The sequence below is a fragment of the Saccharothrix sabaoui genome, from assembly GCF_051756985.1.
GTDB lineage: Bacteria > Actinomycetota > Actinomycetes > Mycobacteriales > Pseudonocardiaceae > Actinosynnema.
On record NZ_JBPKJK010000168.1, the window covers coordinates 1 to 19,305 of the forward strand.

Below are 19,305 nucleotides of genomic sequence, written 5' to 3' on the forward strand. Positions count from 1 at the left end.
GCGCCGTAGACGCGGTCGACCTTGAGCGTGATCAGGACCCGGCGCTCGGCGACCATGACCGCCCGGTACTCGTCCCAGTTCGGGTGGTCGCCCGCGGCGGCGCGGTAGTAGTCGACCAGCGCCTGGACCTCGGGGCCGTTCGGGTCGGTCCCCGGACCGGTCACGGTCACGGTGCCCTCCGCGGTCGCCCACGACCAGCCGTCGGGGCTGGTGACCTCCAGCGCGGCGCGCGGGTCCCGGCGCAGGTTCGCGACCTTGGCCGTCCCGGCGCTCGTCGACACGTGGACGACGCCCGCGTCCCGGTCGTAGAAGGGCATCACGGGGGACAGCTGGGGGAGCCCGTCCTGCTTGATCGTCGCGAGGACGCCGAGACGGCTCCCCGCGAGCAGGTCGCGTGGGTTGAAGGACGAAGCAGTCATGGGGGGATTATGGCGGTTCGCGCCCGTCTTCCGGTTCCCGGGGTGGCGCCCGCCACGTCAGTCCACAGTGGACGCGAAAAGCCCCTCGGCACGTCCCCGGGTGATCACCCCGGCACGGGCGCCGAGTGCACGCGGAGCGCGTGGTGGAGGTCGTACCGGACCGACGGGCCGATCAGCAGCGACCGGCCGAGGAGCTCCTCCACCCGGATCAGGCGCTTGCGCAGGCCGTGCGCGGAGATGCCCAGCTCGGTGGCGGCGGGGGCCGTCCGCAGGTCGTGCCGGAACCAGGTCCGCACGGTGGTCAGCAGCGTCCGCCGGTCGGCCGCCAGCAGCGGGGACAACCGGTCCTCGGCCCACTGCCGGACCTCCGGGCGGTCGAACAGCGCGTCGAACCCGACCACCTCGTCCGCCGCGCCGGGATGGGGCCGCTCGTCGAGCAGCTGCACCGCCAGGTGCAGCTCCGCCTGGACCGCGAACCCGGTGAGGTCGCGGTCCAGCTCGGCGCCGATGCGGTGCAGGCGCGAGGACAGCGTGTTGCGGTGGACCTTCAGCTGCGACGCCGCCCGGGGCCCGAACTCCAGCCACGACAGCAGCGTCGCCAGCAGCTCGAAGGCGTCGGGGTCCCGGGGGCGGGAGGGCCGGTACGCCAGCAGCGGTGCCAGCGTGCCCGCCGCCCAGGCGTGCCCGGCGCGGCCCAGCAGCTCGCCCAGCTCGCCCCGGGCCGAGAACCGGGCGTACCGCTCGGGCCGGTGGCGGGCCACCGACAACGCGTGGAACGCCTGCTTGTACCCGACCGGGACGTCCCGCAGCGCCACCGGCAGCCCGACGCCCACCCGCGTTCCGGGCACCGCCTCGACCAGCTCCCGGACCAGGCGGTCCGGCGGTGCGTCCGGGGGTTCCCCACCCGCGCCGTCGGACCCGGCCGGTGCGATCACGATGACGTGCCCGCTGTGGACCGGGCACGGCACGACCCAGGCGGTCCCGCCGAACGCGTCCCGGCACCGCGGGGAGAGCCGGACGCGCGAGTCCGGGGCGTTCGCGACGACGTAGACCCGCGCGAGGTCGGGCAGCGGCGGGCGGAGGACCGCCGCGGTCCGGCGGGCACCGGACACGTCCCCGACCATGAGCAGGTGCAGCACCGCTTCGCGCACCGCCGCGTCGGCGGCGTCGAGGCGCTCGGCGCGCTGCTCGGCGACCGCCGCGCGCCAGCACAGCCGCAGCGGGTTCACCGCGGCGGCGAGGAAGCGCCGGTGCTCCGCGCTCAGCGGACCCCGGCGCGCGACGACGAGCACCGGCCGCGCGGGCGGAGGACCCATCGGCAGCACCGCCACGTCGTGCCCGCCCGCGTGCACCGAGGCGGCGTCGACGTGCCCGGCGCGCACCCGGGCGACCTCCTCGGCGACGACGTGGAGCAGCCGCCCGGCGTCCGGGGGGACCGCGGCCTGCTCCCCGCCCGGCCCCGCGAGCACGACCTCCGCGGCCAACCGGCGGGCGAGCAGCTCCAGCACGCGCCGCACGCCGTCCGGACCGGTCGCCTCCCGGCACAACAGCCGCAGGTCGTCGGCGTGGTGGCTCGTGTTCTTCCGCGCGGGCAGGCTCGGCACTCCGGGCAGCTCCCTGTAGGTGGTCCCGTCCGCCCCGGACGGGGGTGGCACGGGCGGCCGGCGCAGCGGTGGGTGACCGAACGCCGGGCGCACTGTGCAGATCAATACTGGGGCGGCCCGGCCCGGCGGTCTAGCGTTCCCGGTGACCGCGACCGACCGGGGGAGGTCGGTCCGGGTGCCCGGCAGCGGGGAGCCGCGGGGGAACGGCGCTCCGCGGGGCACGGCGGTGGGGCGCCTCGGGCACCGTGGGGAGTGCCCGGGGCGTCCCACGCCCGTCCCACGCCCGCCCCGCCGCGCACAGCGGGCGTATCGCGGGCGTATCCGGAACCGCATACGCCACCGCAACGGCTCCCCGGCTCCACTGGGGGCATGAACCGGAGCGCGTCCCCGTCAGCACCGCCCCGCCGCGCGCGCCGGACCGCGCTCGTCGTCCTGGCGGTCCTCGGCCTGGCCGGCGTGGTGTTCGCCCTGCGGAAGCCGCTCGCGATGTCCGCCCCGGCGTGCGCGGCCGGGCGGTGGCGCGGCTGCCTCGACACGGAGAACGGCGTGGTGCTCGTGACGCTGGTCGGGCTGCCGCTCGCCGTGCTGGTGGCTTGGGTGCCGACCCTGGTGCGCCGCAGGCGCGCGGGCGGCGACACGGCGGCGTGGCGGACGTCGCTGGCCGAGGTCGGCCTGGTCTACGGGACGGTGCCGTTCGTCTGGTTGACCATGATGCCGGGCGAGGGGGCCGGCGCCGTCCCCGGCCGGGTGAGCCTGGTCCCGCTGCGCGACCTGGTCACGATGGGGCCGCTCGGGATCGTCGGCAACCTGCTGGTGTTCGCGGCGCTCGGGTTCTTCGCCCCCGTGCGGTTCGCGGCACTGGCCTCCCCGCTCCGGGTCCTGGCGCTCGGGGCGGGCTGCTCGGTCCTGGTCGAGGTCGCGCAGTACGCGCTGGAGCTGGACCGGGTCTCGTCCGTGGACGACGTGCTGGTCAACGCCACCGGCGCCGCCCTGGCCGCCCTGGCGTCGCGCCGCTGGTGGCGCACCCCGGCGGAGGTGCCGGCGGACCGTGCCCGATCGGCGGTGCGGCGATCGGGGAGCGGGGGCTGACAGCCGGCGCGTCGTGGCGGGAGGCCGGCCGGCACGTGGGGTGCCGCTGTGCGGCCGACCGGGACCGCCCGCGTCGCCGCCGGGAAGAAGAACGGCTTCCGCGTGGCCGACACCGAGCCGGCTAGGTGGGACCGGAAGGGCACCGCGCCGCAGACCTGTCCCGCGCCCCGCTGCCCGGACCCCGCGGCTGACCACCGGACCACGCCGTCACCCGGGGCTACCATGACCCGCCCCCTGCCGCCCCGGGAAGGTGAACCGATGACCGCGCTCGACCGCCGAGCCCTGATCGCCCTCGTCGAGCGGTTCCAGCGCGGGGAGGTCGCCGAGGAGGAGGACGACGTGGCCGTGGCGGCGTTGGTCGCGGCCACGGGGAACCCGCACGTGCTCCAGCTCATCTTCTACCCCGAGGACGACGACGTGACCGCCGGGCAGATCGTCGAGCAGGCGCTCGCGTACCGGCCGATCGCGCTGTAGCGCCGTCGCCGCGCGGTCCGGGGGCCGGCCCGGCGCGCGGTCCTTTCGGGCAGACTTCGCCTTCCTGTCGTGATCGACAGCTCCCGCGCCGGTGAACGCCAGCAGAGTGGTCGGGACCGCCGCCGTCACCCTGCCGGGAAGGACCCGATGACACGACACCGATCACGGCTCGCCCCGCTGTTCGCCGTCGCCGCGCTCGTGGCGACCGCTCCGGCGATGACGACCCCGGACGACCGGGCCCACCTCTACCAGGTGCGCGCCCCGCTCGGCACCGAGCAGGCCCTGTTCGCCGGCGGCTTCGACGTCGTGGAGCACCGCGAGGGCGACGACCTCTTCGTGCTGGGCGACTCGACCACCGGCGCCGCGCTCCGCCGGGCCGGGTTCCCCGCCACCGCCGACCGGGTGCTGCCCGAGCCCGAGCGGTTCGCGGCCACCGCCGACACGTTCCACGGCGGGTACCGCACCGTCGACGCCCACCACCGGCACCTGGACCAGGTCGCCCGCGAGCACCCCGACCTCGCCACCGTCGTCGACTACGGCGACTCCTGGCTGAAGACCCGGGGCCGCGGCGGGCACGACCTGCGCGCCGTCTGCGTCACCCGCAGGCAACCCGGCGACTGCGCCCTCTCCCCGGACGCGCCCAAACCCCGCTTCTTCGTCTTGGGCCAGCTCCACTCCCGCGAGCTGACCACCGGCGAGATCGCCTGGCGCTGGATCGACCACCTCGTCGGCAGCACCGACCCGGAGGTCGCCCGCCTGCTGGACACCACCGAGTTCTGGGTCGTGCCCGTCGCCAACCCCGACGGCGTGGACAACGTCGCGCGGGGCGCCGGTTCCCCGGTCCCGCACCGCAAGAACGGCAACGACACCGACCACCAGGGCGTCACCTGCGGCACGGCGTCCCACGACCACCACGGGGTGGACCTCAACCGCAACACCGGCGCCAACTGGGGCCTCCAGAACGCCTCCGAGCGGCAGTGCGACCAGGACTACCGGGGCACCGGGCCCGACTCGGAACCGGAGACCCGGGCGCTGCAAGCGCTGTGGCGCTCCCTGTACCGCGACCGCCGCGCCGCCGACCCCGCCCAGCCCGCGCCCACCGACACCGCGGGCCTGGTGCTGTCCCTGCACAGCTACGGCAACTACGTGCTGTTCCCGTGGAGCGGCGGCCCGGTCGCCCGGCGCACCGGCAACGACGCGGCGCTGCGGGACCTCGCCCAGGAGCTGGCCGGGCTGGCGGGCCCCGACTGGCGGTACGGGCAGTCCGGCCAGGTGCTCTACTCCGCGTCGGGCACCACCGACGACTGGGTCTACGACGACCTCGGCGTCGCCTCCTTCGTGTGGGAGGTGGGCTCGCCACCCGAGCAGGCGTGCGGCGGGTTCTTCCCCGCCCACTCGTGCCAGGACGGGTTCTTCTGGCCGAAAACGCTGCCCATGCTGCTGCACGCGGCACGCCACGCCGCGGCCCCCTACGCGCCGGTGCCCGAACCGCCGACCCCGTGCGCCGCGCGGGTCGACGACACCGACGTCCCGGCGATCACCCGCACGCCGCCGGTGGTCGTGGCCATGACCGTCACCGGCTGCGCCGGCGGCGCCCGGTCCGCCTCCCGCGTCGAGGTGCGGTTCAAGAACCTGAAGAACTCCGTCATCACCCTGGACCTGGTCGCCCCGGACGGCACGGCCTACCGCCTCCAGCACCAGGTCGTGAGCACCCTGCCGGACCCCGGCGGCGCCTTCACCGTCGACCTGTCCCGCGAGACCCGCGACGGCACCTGGCAGCTGCGGGTGCACAACGTGGTCTGGGCGGGCACGGGCGACCTCGACCGGTGGAGCCTGGAGCTGTAGCCGGACCGGGGATCGTCGCCCGCGGCGATCCCCGGTCCCGTGAGCGGGCGCGGGTCAGAGCAGTTCGACGGTCACCGGGACGGCGTTGCCGAGGGTGTGGCCCACCGGGGAGGACCTGAGCACCTTCGCGTGCAGCGCTTCGACGTCCTCGCGCGGGGCGGTGGTGTCGATCCGGACCGAGGCGGTGATGGTGTCGAACCCCGCGTGCCCCTCGGCGAGACCGAGGAACACCCGCAGGTCGATGGTGCCCCTGAGGTCGACGGTCAGGCCGTCGACCTCGATCCCGGCGACGCTCGCGTTGGCCGCGTAGCCGACGGCGAGGCAGTTGCCCAGCGCGCTCAGGAGCTGTTCGACGGGGTTCGGCGCGGTGTCCGTGCCACCCAGCGCGGGCGGCTCGTCCGACGGCGTGGGGTCGAACCCGCGCACCCGCGCCTCCGACCGGAACCCGCCTTTCCACGCCACGCGCGCGGCCCACGTGGTCGCCGCCGCGGTCGCATCCGCCCGGATCGCCTCGACGAGGTTCCCGATCGACTCGACGTCGACCTCGTTCAGGGGGTGCTGCACTTCGGCGGTCATCGTTCGCCTCCCGGCTCGGCCGACACCAACGCCGGTCAGGATGCCGCGCGCGGGGGCCGCGCCGCGCCCCGTGCCGCACAGTGGGAAGCCCTGACAGCGGCGGCGGGTTCTGCTACCGGTCGCGCGCCGGTGCCGGGGCCCGGTCGTCAGTCGGCGAACGGCGCCGCGAGCACCACGTCCTCGACGGTGGGCACCGCGAAGCCCGGGAGGTGGCGGCGGCCCACCTCGGCGAAGGGGTGCATGAAGTACGCCGCGGGCTTGCGGCGGCAGTGGTCGAGGATCGTGTCGACGGTGTCGCGCTTGAACCCCGTGCGCGGGTGGGCGGCGAGCACCTCGGCCACGTCGTCGGGGTCCAGCGACTCCAGCCCGCTCCCGCCGACGTCCACCCCGGCGCCGGCGGCCACCGCGGCGATCTCCGGGCGCTTGCGCGCCGCGATGGAGTGGTTGGTGTGCAGCGCGATCGCGTCCCAGACCACCTCGGCGCGGTCGTCGGGCATCCCCCGCTCCCGCAGGAAGCGGCGGGCGGCGTCGGCGCCGTCCAGTTCGAAGCGCTCCGCCGGGCTCGTGAAGCGCTCGACGAGGCCGATGTCGTGCAGCACGCTGCCGATGAACAGCAGTTCGCGGTCGTAGCGCACGCCGGCGCGGTCCAGCAGCAGGGCACCGAAGTGGTAGGAACGCATGACGTGGTTGAACAGGGTCTCGGAGGACTCGTCGCGCGCGAACCGCATCGCCTGGAGGGCCAGGAGCGTGTCCGGTAGCCGGAGCCCGGTGAGGTGGTGGTCCGTGCCGTCCTCGGTGGAGGTGTTGTCCATGACTCGATGCTAGGGACGCCGCGCCGGCCGCAGGAGTGGCTGGATCGCCACATGTCAACGGGTTCGCGCCACCGCTTTCCCGGCCCCACGGCGCAGTATCGCTATTTCACGCGGCATTACAAGCGACCCGAAGGTCGTGGCTGCGGAGGGTCGGCGGGGCGGGGGAGGTCGTCCGCCGACCCCGGCGAAGGTCGCCCGCGGCGAAAGCGACGGCACGCCCCCGATCGCCCCGGTGCCGCCGGAACCTGGTCGCCGCAGGTCGGCGGTCCGGTGAATCGGTGCGGAACACCCGTCACCCCGCCGGTCCGCCGGTGACGACCGGCACGTCGTGGGCGGTGCGCGAGCCGGCACCGACGAGCGGTGACGTTCACCGTTGACCGGCGCGCGTGCTGACCGGACATTGCGTCCGAATGGCGGATATTCGGTGTCCCGACCTCGGGTAATCATTGTTGCTGGCCGCAGGACCTATCGCTTGGAATTGACTCTTCCGTGCGGTCGAACTCGCGTCGATTGAGTCGGGAACATGTCGTCGACAGACTAATCTGAGCAAGGTGGAGCCGGTGGTGCGTGATCGGGGAGCGCTCGTCGAGGAAATATCATCATGGCTTCGGTTGTCCGCAGAAGAACTCGACGCCAAGATCGTCGGGGAGGAAGCTCTCCGGGTCTCCGTCGAGGTGGATGCGCTCAACGCGGCCGCCGCAGCGGGCGACCAGGGAGCTTTTCGCCTCCAGCAGTTGCTGCTGGCGCGCATCTACGACCTCGTCATGAAGATTCCCGACCAGCCGACCGCCGAGGGGTCGCTGGTGATCAACGGAATCCTCACCGCGCTGGAACGCGCGACCATCGCCGCGGAGGATTCCGCGGTCGACTGGGCGGTTGTCGACGCGGCGCCGACCACGCCGGCGGAGTACCTGTCCTGGCTCAAGCGGAGTGCGCGCGGGCACCGGGTGTTCAAGCACCCCTACTACATGAATTTCATCCGCCGGCACGCCACGGCGGAGCACTTGCGCAAATACGTCATCCAGGAATCCGTGGTCGACGGGCGGTTCGACGACCTGCTCGCGCTCATGCAGGTGGGCACCGCGGGCCCGGCGAAGATGGAGATCGCCAACAACTTCTGGGACGAGATGGGCAACGGCAAGCCCGCCGAGGTCCACACCACCCTGTTCAACCAGCTCTACGAGGTCTTCGACATCAGCCAGCAGGAGCTGGAGGACTCGCTCACCGCGACCGCGCTGCTGTCGGGCAACCTCGCCGTGCTGCTGTGCCGCTACCGCCGGTTCTACCCCGAGGCCGTCGGCTTCCTGGGCATGACCGAGTGGCTGGTGCCGGACCGCTTCGTGCAGGTCGTCGGGGCGTGGGAGAGGCTCGGGCTGCCCGAGGTGGGCATCGTCTACCACCGCCTGCACATCACCGTCGACTCGCAGCACGCGGCGGGCTGGTTCCACAACATCGTCCTCCCGTCCGCCGACTCGGCCTACATGCGGCGCGGCATCGCCCGCGGCACCCTCTGGCGGCTGAACTCCTCGGCCCGCTACCTCGACGAGCGGCTCGACGAGGTCTCCGAGCTGATCACCGCGGACAGCTGACCCCGGCACACACCGCAGATCCGGTGGACCGGCCACCCGTCGTCGAGCACGGAAGGACCTGAGAATGCCCTTGAACGACAAGCGGTTCGCGATCGTGGACCTGCCCGAGGTCCCGCAGGAGATCCTGGACAGCTACGACCGCTGCCCCGTCGACGAGTACATGGGCAACGGCACCCGCTTCAAGCGGTTCAGCCAGTACCGGCTGCACCACGACGAGGTGGAGGGGTGGCGGTTCCAGCTGCTGGAGCACCGCGACTACACGACGTTCACCAAGTTCAACCCGGTCGCGGGCGGCATCAAGCGCAAGTACCTGCCGATCGAGGTCGACTTCACCCCGCTGATCCGCGCGGGCATGGACGGCTTCGAGCTCGACAAGAGCGAGGACTGGCAGATCAACGTCCACCAGAACCGCACCCGCGCCGAGGGCGGGCGGGTGGGGCCGCTGACCCCCGAGGGCGTGCACCACGACGGCCACGAGTTCGTCATGATCGCCGTCCTGCGGCGCAACAACGTCGGCGGCGGCACGACCCGGCTGTGGGAGCCGGGCGCGGACGCCCCGTTCTGGGACGGCACGCTGGAGCCCGGCCAGGCCGTCCTGCTCGACGACCGCGCGCTCCAGCACGACGTCACCGACGTCACCTCCGCCGACGGCGGTCCCGGCCACCGCGACATCGTCATCGTGGCGTTCTCGCGGTGGAAGGAGAAGTGGTACGGCGACGACCACGACCAGGCCGCCCTCACCACGGACGCGATGTAGCCCTCCGGTGGCCGATTTCGTCAAGTACCAGGCGCTGGGCAACGACTACCTGTTGATCGACCCCGCCGAGACCGACCTGCCGGTCGCGCCCGCCGCCGTGAGGCTGCTGTGCGACCGGCGGTTCGGCGTCGGGGCGGACGGGGTGCTGCGCCTGCCGGACGGACCCGTCCGCGCCGACCGGCCCGTCGCGCTGCACGCGGTGAACGCCGACGGCAGCGCGTGCGCGCGCAGCGCCAACGGCGTCCGGATGGTGGGCCTGCACCTGGCGCGGCGGCACCCCGGCGCGGACCGGTTCGTCGTGCTCACGCCCGCCGGCGAGTCCGTCGTGGACGTCCGCGACGAGGCGGCCGGGCTCGTCGAGGTCGACCTCGGCCCCGCCCGCGTCGACGCCCCGGGGCACCTGACCGCGGCGGGCGAGCGGTTCGACGTCAGCGTCGTGGACAACGGCAACCCGCACGCGGTGCTGTTCCTCGACGAGGTGGACGCCGGGGTCGCCCACGCCTTCGGCGAGGCCGTCGCCGGGCACGAGCGCTTCCCCGACCGGACCAACGTCCAGTTCACGACGGTGCCGGGGCCGGACGTGCTGCGGATCGAGGTCTACGAGCGCGGCGCGGGCTACACCCCGGCCTCCGGGGCGAGCGCGTGCGCCGCCGCGTCCGCCGCGCACGCGCGCGGGCTGACCGGCCGCCGGGTGCGGGTGGAGATGGCGGGCGGCGTGGTCGAGGTCGCCATCGGCGACGACGGCGCGGTGCGGCTGTGCGGAGAGGTCGAGCAGGTGTGCGCGGGTGACGTGTCGCCCGCCCTGAGGCGCAGGCTGGAGGGGGTCGCGTGACCGCGGCGCTGTACCCGATGAGGCAGTGGGCGTTCGAGGACACCCCCGGCCGCTACGAGATCGACCTGGGCAACAGCTACGTCCCGGTGCGCGACCTCTCGGACCTCGCCGTGCCCTCGTCCCTGGCCCTGGGCTACGGCTCCGACACCGGCACGCCGAGGCTGCGCGAGGCCGTCGCGGCGCGCTACGGCGAGGCCGCCGACCCGGACCGCGTGCTGGTCACCCACGGCGCCGCGGAGGCGCTGTACCTGCTGTTCACCACCCTGCTCCGGCCGGGCGACCGGGTGGTGACGTTCCTGCCGGGGTGGCTGCCGTCGGTGGACGTACCCGTGCACCGGGGGTGCCGGGTGGAGACCGTGGCCCGCACCGACGACATGGGTGTCGACCTCGACGCGGTGCGCGCCGCCGCCGGTCCGGACCTGCGGCTGGTCTACCTGGACTCGCCGGGCAACCCGGGCGGCCGGGTGGCGACCGACGAGCAGGTCACCGCCCTGGCCGACCTGCTGGCGGAGACCGACGGCTACCTCGTGCTCGACGAGGAGTACCGCATCCACCTGGCGGGCTCGGCGTCCACCCGGCACCCGCGCGTGGTGTCGGTGTCCGGGCTGGCCAAGGTCTACGGGCTGCCGGGCCTGCGGATCGGGTGGCTGCACGGCCCGGCCGACGTGGTGGCCGGGTGCGCCCGGCACAAGCACTACACCTCCATCGCCAACTCCGTGCTGTGCGAGGAGCTGGCGGCCGGGGTGCTGGACCGGCACGAGGAGTTCGCGGCGGCCTACGACGCCGCCGTCGCGCCGGGCCTGGAGGTGGTGGCCGAGTGGGCCGCCCGGCACACCGACCTCGTCCGCGTGGTCCTGCCGGAGGGCACGCCGTTCGCCTGGGCGTCGCCCACCTCCGGCGAGCCGTCGCTGGCGCTGTGCCGGCGCGCCCTCGACGCCGGGGTGCTGCTGATGCCGGGGGAGACCCTCGGCAGCGATCGCGGGTTCCGCCTGGGCTTCGCCCGCGACCCGGCCACCGTCGCCGAGGGCCTGCGCCGGATCACCCCGCTGCTTCGCCCTTGACCGCGCCGCCGGCGGTCGTCGTGCCCACCGGGGGCGCTTCCCCGACCACCGGGGGCACCTCGGCCACCGGCGGCGGCTCGGCCACCGGCTCCCGCTTGGGCGGCCGGGTCAGCAGCACGCCGCTGATGATGAGCAGCGCGCCGAGGACCGTGTTCCAGTGCAGCGCCTCGCTGAGGAACAGCACGCCGATCAGCGCCGCCCACATCGGCGTCAGGAACGCCACCGTGGACGCCACGGTCGAGCCGACCGCGCGGATCACCGTCAGGTTCCACATGTAGGCGATGCCGGTGCCGATCGCGCCCAGCACGACCATCGCGATCATCGGCCCCGCGCCCGGCCAGCCCGGCAGGCTCGGCGAGCCCGAGGCGAACGGGGCCACCAGCGCCAGTTCCAGCGCGGCCAGGCCGATCTGGATCGCGGTCAGCGTCAGCGCCGGCGAGTCCACGTCGGACAGGTACTTGCGGGTGTAGGTGTAGCCCAGGCCGTAGGAGGCCACCGCGAGCAGGCAGGCGATGCTGCCCGCGAGCATCGAGGCGTCCACGCCGTCCCACACGCCGAGCACGACGAGCGCGCCGGTGAACCCGGTGACCAGACCCGCCAGCCGGCGCGGGGTCGGCTTCTCCGACGGCAGCATGACCAGCACCCACAGCAGGGTGAACAGCGGGATCATCGCGTTCCACACGCCCGCCTGGAGCGAGCTGATGTTCTGCTCCCCGAGGGCGAACAGGGCGAACGGCAGCGCGTTGAGCACGGTGCCCACCACCAGCGCGTGGCCCCAGACCTTCGCGCTGCGCGGCACGGCGAGCCTGCGCCCGAGCACCAGCAGCCACAGCACGGCCGCGCCGAAGAAGCAGCGCCAGAACGCCACCCAGGCGGGTTCGATGCCCGCCTCCACACCGATCTTGATCAGGGCGAAGCCCGACCCCCAGATCAGCGAGCAGGCCAGGAAGTACGGCAGCCACTTGGGGGGCTGCGCGCGCGGAGCGGTCGTCATGGGACGTCCTCGGGGAGCGGGGGGACGGGGAACGGTGGGGATCAGGCGGCGGCCGCGACGGCTGCTTCGGCGAACGCGGTCACGACCGGGTGCGGTGCGGCGGAGTCGGCGGTCAGCTCGGGCTGGAACGCCGTGGCGAGGAAGAAGCGGTGCCCCGGCAGCTCGGCGACGCGGGCCACGCCGTCGTCGTCGTGGCCGGTGAGCCGCAGCCCGCCGGCCTCCAGCAGGGGCGCGTAGGCCGGGGCCAGCTCGTGGCCGCTGTGGTGGCGCTCGGTGGTGGTGCCCGCGCCGAGGACCCGTTCGGCCAGCGACCCGGGGCGCAGCCGGATGCGGCGCTCGTGCCCCGCCAGCGGCCTGGCGGAGGGCACGATCAGGTGGTCGCGGGCGTCCGGCGCGTTCTCCGCGTGCGCGGCGCCGACCAGCCCGCACACCGACCGCGCGTACTCCAGCAGGGTGTGCGGGAAGCCACCGCAGGTCGCCAGGAACGGCAGGTCGCGCTCGCGCGCGGTGCGCACGGCGGCCAGCGCGCCGTCCTCGCTGAGGTAGGGGCTGCCGGGCACCAGCCACACGCCGTCGAAGGCGGCCAGCCCGGACACGTCGGTGGTGGGGGTCCAGTAGGCGTCGACGGCGATCCCGGCACGTCGCCACAGCGCGTCGAACAGGGTCGCGTAGCGGCCGTGCGCGCGCACGGCGGCGGAGCGCTCGCCCACCAGCGCCACCCGCGCGATCCACGGCCCGTCGTCCACGCCGCCATCATCGGCGCGAGGTCGAGTGCAGGTCAATCGATCATTGGCCATGTCCACATCAGCTACGCTTATCGACCGTGGACACCCGGCTGCTGCGGACGTTCTGCACGATCGCCCGGCTGAGGTCGTTCTCCGCCGCCGCGCGGGAGCTGGGCTACACGCAGTCCGCGGTCTCGCAGCACGTCGTGGCCCTGGAGTCGGACCTGGGGACGGCCCTGCTGCACCGCCGCCCGGTCGTCCTCACCGAAGCGGGCGAACGGCTGCTGGAGCACGCCGCCCCGATCCTGATGCGCCTGGACGCCGCGCGCGCCGACGTGGTCCGCGTGGCCGCCCAGCCGACGTCGCGGCTGGAGGTCGGCATCGCCCCCGCCGCGTCCGCCGTCGCGCCCGCCGTGGCCCGCCACGCGCGCCGCGCGGGCGTGCGCGACCTGACCCTGCGCGTCCTCCCGCCCGTCGCGGTGGCCGAGGCGGTCGCCGTGGGCGACCTGGACGTGGGCGTCGTCGCGGCGCCGGCCGTGCGGGCCGACCCGCTGCGCCTGCCCGCCGTCAGCTCCCTGAGCGCCACGCCGTCGACCGAGTCCCCGGCCCTGGTCGCGGTGGCCCGGGACCACCCGATCGCGGGTCGGGCGGGCGTCTCCCTGCCCGAGCTGGCCGACGCGCGCTGGATCGACGCGCCCGAGGCCCTGGGGAGCCTGGACGACCTGTGCGCCACCACCGGCCTCCCGCCGCTGCGCACCGCCGTCCGCTGCCTGGGCGCGGACCTCGACGTGCTGCGCCGGCTGCTCGCGGCCGGCGAGGGACTGGCCCTGCTGCCCGCCGAGGCGATCACGCCGGACCTGGTGGGCGTGCCGCTGACCGGGCTCGACCTGGTCTACCGGTCCGAGGTGCTGCACCGGCGCGAGGAGGACGGCGTCGTCGCCGCGCTGGTCGCCGCCCTGACGGCCTGAACCCCGTCCGGGAGGTCCCCGGCCCCGGTGGTCACCGGCGGGCGCGACGCGCCGACGACCGGGACACGTCCAGGTGATTCGACCGGCGCGGCGGTTGTCGGGAACCGCGCTGGGCAGCCCTGGACCACGGGAGTGGGAGGTGCTCGGTGACGTCGTTCCTGCGCGGTGCCGCGCTGCTGGCCGTGCTGGTCGCCACGGCCCCGCTGACGGCCCTGGTGTGCGGGGTGGCGCACCTGCTGACGCCGCGCCGGCCGTGCCGGGACCGCACGACGGTGCTCATCACCACCACGCACATGACCAAGAGCCTCCTGCTGGCCAGGAAGTTCCACGAGGCGGGCCACCGCGTGGTGACCGCGTCGGTCCCCCGGCACCGCTGGGGCCCGCTGCGGTTCTCCCGGGCCTCCTGCGCGTTCCACCTGGTCGCCGACCCCGGCGCGGACCCCGCCGGCTACGTCCGCGACCTCGTCGCGGTGATCCGGGCCGAGGGCGTGGACACGGTCGTGCCGGTCATCGACGAACCGGGCCTCGCGCAGCCCACCTCCGACGCCGTGCCGGTGCTGGCCGGGCACTGCGCGGTGCTGGCCAACGACCCCCGCACGCACCGCCTGCTCAACGACAAGGCGGGGTTCGCCGAACTCGTGCGGGCCGCGGGGCTGCCGTGCCTGGAGACGCGGCGGATCACCGACGTGCGGCAGGTGCGCGACGCCGTGCTCGCGGGGCGCGAGTACGTGCTCAAGCCGCCGGAGTGGACGTCGATGGCGGCCGACCACCGCGTGGTCGTGGTGTCCGACCGGGCGGCCCCGCCGGACGGGCTGCCGATCGGGCCGGACCGGCCGTGGGTGCTGCAGCGGCGCGCCACCGGCCGCGAGTACTGCGCGCACACGACGTGCCGCGCGGGCCGGGTCACCGCCTACACCTGCTCCGAGTCCTCGCCGCTCCAGCTGAACTACCGCCACGTCGAGGTGCCCGCGATCTGGCGGTGGGTGCGCGACTTCGCGGCGGCGCACCGGCTGGACGGCCAGGTGTCGTTCGACTTCATCGTCGACGAGGACGGCGTGCCCCGCCCCATCGAGTGCAACCCGCGACCCCACTCGGCGCTGGTGGCCTTCCACGACAGCCCGGACCTGGCGGCGGCCTACCTCGACCCCGACCACGAGGGCGTCACCCGCCCCCGGCCCGGCGCGCGGCCGGTGCACTGGCTGGGCGCGGAGCTGGGCCGGCTGGGGGAGGTGCTGCGGCACCGGCGGCTCGGGCCGTGGCTGCGCGACCTCGTGGGCGGCAAGGACGCGGTGTTCGACTGGCGCGACCCCCTGCCGTTCCTGGTGCTGCACCACGTGCAGCTGCCCCTGCTGGTGCTGCGCGCGCTGGCCGCGCGCAAGCGCTGGGAGCGCGTCAACTGGGCCACCGGGAAGCTCGTGTGACACCGAGAGGACATTCGATGACGGACTCGTGGGACGCCGACAAGTACGCCACCTCCGCCCACTACGACGGGTCGGGGCACATCCGGTGCGACCCCGGGGGGCGCTCGTTCACCGTCGACGCGACCTTCGACCTGCGCAGCGAGGTGCGGCTGGTGGACGGCGTGTTCGACGCCGCGACGCCCGACCTGGCCGAGGTGTACCGACCCGCGGGGCGGTGCGTCGCCGTCGTGGACGCCACCGTCGACCGCCTGCACGGCGACGCGCTGCGGGCGTACTTCGCCGCGCACGACATCCCCCTGGCGACGATGGTGTGCCGGGCGCTGGAGGAGGACAAGACCCTCGACACCGTGTGCCGCATCGCGGCGTTCCTGGGCACCGACGGGCACGACGTCGCGCGCGGCGAACCGGTGCTGGTCATCGGCGGCGGCGTGCTCACCGACACGGCCGGCCTGGCGTGCGCCCTGCTCAACCGGCGCACCCCGTACGTCATGGTCGGCACGAGCATCGTCTCGGCGGTCGACGCCGGACCGTCCCCGCGCACGTGCGTCAACGGCACCCTGATGAAGAACGCCCTGGGCGCCTACCACCCGCCGGTGCTCACCCTGGTGGACCGGTCCCTGTTCCGCACCCTGGCGCCCGAGCACCTGCGGCACGGCGTGGCCGAGATCGTGAAGATGGCCGCCGTGGACGACGAGGCGCTGTTCGAGCTGCTCCGGGAGCACGGCCGCGCCCTGCTCGACACCCGGTTCGCCGCCACCGGCGACGACCCGGAGCTCGCGGCCGTCGCCGACGAGGTCCTGTTCCGCTCCCTGCACGCGTACATGCGGCACGAGGGGACGAACATGTTCGAGACGCGGCAGGACCGCCCGCACGCCTTCGGCCACACGTGGAGCGCGAAGTTCGAGCCGGTCGCGGGGCTGCTGCACGGCCACGCCGTCGCGGTGGAGATGGCGTTCACCGCGACGCTGGCCACCCTGGTGGGCTGGCTGGACGAGGACGCCCGCGACGCGCTGCTGGCGGTGTGCCGCGACCTCGGCCTGGCCGTGCACCACCCGGTGATCGAGGACCTGGAGCTGATGAGGTTCGCGCAGGAGACGATGCGGCGCAAGCGCGGCGGCTCCGCGCTGTGGGCGGTGGCCCCGCGCGGCGGCCTGGGCAAGTGCGACTACCTGGCCGAGGTCGAGGACGGGCTGCTGGTCGAGGCGGTGGACCGGCACCGGGCGCGCTGCGAACGGTTCCCCGACGGCGGCGCCGGGCGGGGCATGTACCTGAGCGACGCGAGGTGGGCGTGATGCGACCGGTGACCCCGCTGTCGATCCTGGCCCGCGAACTGGACCTGCTGGACCCGCTCGACCGCGACCGCTCGTCCGCGCGCCTGGACCGCGCACGGGCGCTGGCCTCGGGGCTGGACGACTACCTGTCGGCGATGACCACACCCGAGTCCGACCGCCTCGCGGCGCTGAACCGGCGGACCACCGGGCACGCGTGGACCGACCACGGCGGCCCGGTGGCGACCCTGGAACCGGAGATGCTGTCCGGCCACGTCGAGGGGCAGCTGCTGAGGCTCCTGGTCGCGGTGACCGGCGCCCGCCGGGTGCTGGAGATCGGCACGTTCACCGGCTACTCGGCGCTGGCGATGGCCGAAGCGCTGCCGCCCGGCGGCCGGGTGGTCACCTGCGAGGCCGACCCGCGCGCGGCGGCCGTCGCCCGCGAGGCGTTCGCCGGGTGCGACCGCGTGGTGCTGGCGGAGGGGCCCGCCCTGGCGACGCTGGACCGGCTCGCCGACGCGGGCGAGGCGTTCGACTTCGCCTTCGTCGACGCGGACAAGACCCAGTACTGGGACTACCTCGACGTGGCCCACCGCCGCGGGCTGCTCGTCCCCGGGGCCCTGGTGGTGGTGGACAACACCCTGTACCAGGGCGAGACCTACCTCGACCCGGCGCACCGGTCGCCGCAGGGCGCGGCCATCGCCGAGTTCAACGCGCGGGTGGCCGCGCACCCGGCGTTCGAGCAGGTGCTGCTGCCGCTGCGCGACGGCGTGACGCTCATCCGCGTGCTGCCCTGACCGGGGGCGGCGGTCCGCGGCCCCCGGTCGGTGGCCCCGGCGGACCTGGTGGTGCCGCCGGGACCACCGGCCGGGAGCCGGTGGTGGTTCGCTACGGGGTGGTCAGGTCGAACTTGCGGACGGTCACCGCGCCGCCCAGGGACTGGGTGGCGAAGTTGAAGATGCCGAAGCGGTAGCCCATGAAGAACTGCCAGGCGTTGTTCAGCGTGAACGCCGGGCCGAGCGGGGTGAAGGTGACGCCGTCGGTGCTGTAGGAGAACCTGGCGACGCGGGTGGAGCCGGGTTGGATGTCGGCGTTGACGCGCAACCAGATCCGGCCGCCGCTCACGGCCGCGCTCGCGGCCTCGGTGCCGGTGCTGGTGGTGCGCCAACTGCTGTCCATGGTCAGGCCGTTGGTCATGACCACGCGGGTCTGGCCGCCGTCGCGCCGGACGCCGATCCAGGCCGAGGACTGGCGCAGCATCGCCAGACCGGTGCGGTCGCCGTCGCGCATGGTGCTGTAGTCCAGTTCCACCGTGGCGGTGGAGGTCGGTCCCTGGATGCGGTGGGTGAGGGTGTTGCGGGCCGCGTACAGGTCGTTGGTGACGGTGGCCGTCTGCAACCTCAGCCCGTTGTCCACCGAGTAGCGGGACGTGTCGGGGTCGTGGTTCCACTCCCACTGCGGGCCGAGCGCGGTGCCGGTGAAGGTGTCGGTCCCGGTCAGGGGTTTGACCGGGCGGGTCGGCAGCGGCGAGGGGTAGTTCACGCCCCACCTGCCGTTGACCGTCTGGAGGGTCGGCCACCCGTCCGCGGTCCAGGTGATCGGGGCGAGGGCCGGCACGCGCCCGCCGGGGTAGGCGTCGACGAACGACATGTAGTACCAGGACCCGGTCTGCGTCTGGACCAGGCCGCCCTGGTGGGGCACGCCGCCGCCGGGGATCGGCCCGGGCAGGTCGAGCAGCACCTGCCGCACGGTGTACGGGCCGAACGGCCCGTTGTCCGACTTGAGCACGTACTGGCCGTTCGCCGGTCGGGTCAGCCAGATGTAGTAGCTGCCGTTGCGCTTGTAGAAGCGCGCGCCCTCCAGCGTCCCGATGTTCGACGGGGTCTGGAACACCTGCTGCGCGCGGACCTGGCTGCGCCCGTCCGCGGACAGCTGGGCGACGCTGATGGTGCCGTTGCCGTAGGCGACGTACATGGTGTCGTTGTCGTCGACGAGCATGCCCGCGTCGTAGTAGCAGTTGTCGATCTGGGCGTGCCGGTTCCACGGGCCCTCGACGCTGCTCGCGGTGTAGACGTAGGTGTCGTTGAAGTCGATGCAGCCGGCCCAGTAGTAGGTCCGGTTGCTCGGCCGGTACTGGAGCGTCGACGCCCAGATGCCGTTGACGTAGGCCCGCTGCCCGTTGGTCAGGTCGTACTTCGACCCGAAGTCCAGGGACGGCACCGAGTGCCCGGCGAACTCCCAGTTGACCAGGTCGTAGGAGCGCAGGATCGGCGCGCCGGGGGAGTAGTGCATCGTCGACGCGGTCATGTAGTACGCGTCCCCGACCCGGATGACCTCGACGTCGGCGAAGTCCTGCCACACCACCGGGTTGGTGAGCTGACCGGGTGGCTGCTGGGTGGTGGTCGTGGTGGTGGTCGGGCCGCCGCCGCCGATGCGGACGAGCTGCCACTGCTGGTTGGCGCCGCCCCAGTCGCTGTACTGGACGATGTTGGCGCCGTCGGCGGTGGAGGCGCCCTGGACTTCGACGGCCTTGTTGCTGTTGCGGTTGATGAGGCGGACGTGGCCGTTGTCGGAGTCGGCGAGGCGGAACTGCTGGTTGGTGCCGTTGCCGTCGGCCCACTGGACGATGTTGCCGCCGTCTGCGGTGGAGAAGTTGTGGACGTCGAGGACCTTGCCGGAGTGGCGTGACTTGAGGCGGTAGTAGCCGCCGCCGGAGTCGACGAACTGCCACTGCTGCTGGTTGCCGTCGTTGCGGGTCCACTGGGTGATGCGGGCGCCGTCGTTGGTGGCGAGGTTGTAGACGTCGAGCGCCTTGCCGCTGGTGCGGTTGACCAGCACGTACCACGCGGTCGTGTCCACCGTGGCGGCCGA

The 19,305-nt window shown here is 74.0% G+C and carries 18 protein-coding genes; 11 read left to right on the plus strand and 7 right to left on the minus strand.

The window, feature by feature from the left end:
• Both ACR807_RS34655 and ACR807_RS34660 read right to left on the minus strand, forming a co-directional pair.
• Positions 1-419 (minus strand): PPOX class F420-dependent oxidoreductase (locus ACR807_RS34655; RefSeq protein ID WP_438925716.1); only part of this gene is annotated, 419 nt, incomplete at its 3' end.
• Between the two features lie 104 nt (positions 420-523).
• On the minus strand, positions 524-2,023 hold the full coding sequence (locus ACR807_RS34660) for a PucR family transcriptional regulator (RefSeq protein WP_438925717.1): 1,500 nt from the start codon (positions 2,021-2,023) through the stop codon (positions 524-526).
• A gap of 369 nt (positions 2,024-2,392) precedes the next feature.
• Between ACR807_RS34660 and ACR807_RS34665 the strand changes: the two genes are divergently transcribed.
• The 3 genes from ACR807_RS34665 to ACR807_RS34675 all read left to right on the plus strand — a co-directional run bounded on the left by ACR807_RS34665 (position 2,393) and on the right by ACR807_RS34675 (position 5,431).
• On the plus strand, positions 2,393-3,112 hold the full coding sequence (locus ACR807_RS34665) for a VanZ family protein (protein ID WP_438925718.1): 720 nt from the start codon (positions 2,393-2,395) through the stop codon (positions 3,110-3,112).
• A gap of 258 nt (positions 3,113-3,370) precedes the next feature.
• Positions 3,371-3,586, plus strand: coding sequence for a bacteriocin immunity protein (locus tag ACR807_RS34670; RefSeq protein WP_438925719.1), 216 nt, complete (start codon positions 3,371-3,373; stop codon positions 3,584-3,586).
• A gap of 147 nt (positions 3,587-3,733) precedes the next feature.
• A complete protein-coding gene (locus ACR807_RS34675; protein WP_438925720.1) occupies positions 3,734-5,431 on the plus strand; it encodes a M14 family zinc carboxypeptidase in 1,698 nt (565 codons plus the stop codon).
• A 54-nt stretch (positions 5,432-5,485) separates the two neighbouring features.
• On the opposite strand, the gene ACR807_RS34680 is transcribed toward ACR807_RS34675, so the two are convergent.
• A complete protein-coding gene (locus ACR807_RS34680; RefSeq protein ID WP_438925721.1) occupies positions 5,486-6,007 on the minus strand; it encodes an OsmC family protein in 522 nt (173 codons plus the stop codon).
• A gap of 146 nt (positions 6,008-6,153) precedes the next feature.
• Positions 6,154-6,819, minus strand: a complete 666-nt coding sequence (locus tag ACR807_RS34685) for an HD domain-containing protein (RefSeq protein WP_438925722.1) — start codon at positions 6,817-6,819, stop codon at positions 6,154-6,156.
• 611 nt (positions 6,820-7,430) lie between these two features.
• On the opposite strand from ACR807_RS34685, the gene ACR807_RS34690 reads away from it, so the two are divergent.
• The 4 genes from ACR807_RS34690 (at position 7,431) to ACR807_RS34705 (ending at position 11,058) form a co-directional block, all read left to right on the plus strand.
• Positions 7,431-8,408, plus strand: a complete 978-nt coding sequence (locus ACR807_RS34690; RefSeq protein WP_438925723.1) for an iron-containing redox enzyme family protein — start codon at positions 7,431-7,433, stop codon at positions 8,406-8,408.
• Positions 8,409-8,472: 64 nt separating this feature from the next.
• A complete protein-coding gene (locus ACR807_RS34695; protein ID WP_438925724.1) occupies positions 8,473-9,165 on the plus strand; it encodes a 2OG-Fe dioxygenase family protein in 693 nt (230 codons plus the stop codon).
• Between the two features lie 7 nt (positions 9,166-9,172).
• Positions 9,173-9,997 (plus strand): diaminopimelate epimerase, encoded by an 825-nt coding sequence (gene dapF / locus ACR807_RS34700; RefSeq protein WP_438925725.1) that lies wholly within the window; start codon positions 9,173-9,175, stop codon positions 9,995-9,997.
• Positions 9,994-11,058 (plus strand): pyridoxal phosphate-dependent aminotransferase, encoded by a 1,065-nt coding sequence (locus ACR807_RS34705; RefSeq protein WP_438925726.1) that lies wholly within the window; start codon positions 9,994-9,996, stop codon positions 11,056-11,058. The genes dapF and ACR807_RS34705 overlap by 4 nt, the downstream gene beginning before the upstream one ends.
• On the opposite strand, the gene ACR807_RS34710 is transcribed toward ACR807_RS34705, so the two are convergent.
• Both ACR807_RS34710 and ACR807_RS34715 read right to left on the minus strand, forming a co-directional pair.
• Positions 11,036-12,052 (minus strand): DMT family transporter, encoded by a 1,017-nt coding sequence (locus ACR807_RS34710; protein ID WP_438925727.1) that lies wholly within the window; start codon positions 12,050-12,052, stop codon positions 11,036-11,038. The two genes, ACR807_RS34705 and ACR807_RS34710, sit on opposite strands and share 23 nt — an antisense overlap.
• 41 nt (positions 12,053-12,093) lie before the next feature.
• Entirely contained in the window at positions 12,094-12,798 is a 705-nt protein-coding gene (locus ACR807_RS34715; protein ID WP_438925728.1) for a glutamine amidotransferase-related protein, read from the minus strand.
• A 77-nt stretch (positions 12,799-12,875) separates the two neighbouring features.
• Between ACR807_RS34715 and ACR807_RS34720 the strand changes: the two genes are divergently transcribed.
• The 4 genes from ACR807_RS34720 to ACR807_RS34735 all read left to right on the plus strand — a co-directional run bounded on the left by ACR807_RS34720 (position 12,876) and on the right by ACR807_RS34735 (position 17,231).
• Entirely contained in the window at positions 12,876-13,745 is an 870-nt protein-coding gene (locus tag ACR807_RS34720) for a LysR family transcriptional regulator (RefSeq protein ID WP_438925729.1), read from the plus strand.
• Positions 13,746-13,891: 146 nt separating this feature from the next.
• Positions 13,892-15,166 (plus strand): ATP-grasp domain-containing protein, encoded by a 1,275-nt coding sequence (locus tag ACR807_RS34725; protein ID WP_438925730.1) that lies wholly within the window; start codon positions 13,892-13,894, stop codon positions 15,164-15,166.
• Positions 15,167-15,183: 17 nt separating this feature from the next.
• Entirely contained in the window at positions 15,184-16,458 is a 1,275-nt protein-coding gene (locus tag ACR807_RS34730; protein ID WP_438925731.1) for a 3-dehydroquinate synthase family protein, read from the plus strand.
• Positions 16,458-17,231, plus strand: coding sequence for an O-methyltransferase (locus ACR807_RS34735; protein ID WP_438925732.1), 774 nt, complete (start codon positions 16,458-16,460; stop codon positions 17,229-17,231). The genes ACR807_RS34730 and ACR807_RS34735 overlap by 1 nt, the downstream gene beginning before the upstream one ends.
• 91 nt (positions 17,232-17,322) lie before the next feature.
• Here the strand turns inward: ACR807_RS34735 and ACR807_RS34740 are convergent.
• Positions 17,323-19,305: family 43 glycosylhydrolase (locus ACR807_RS34740; protein WP_438925733.1), on the minus strand; the 1,983-nt coding region annotated here is incomplete at its 5' end.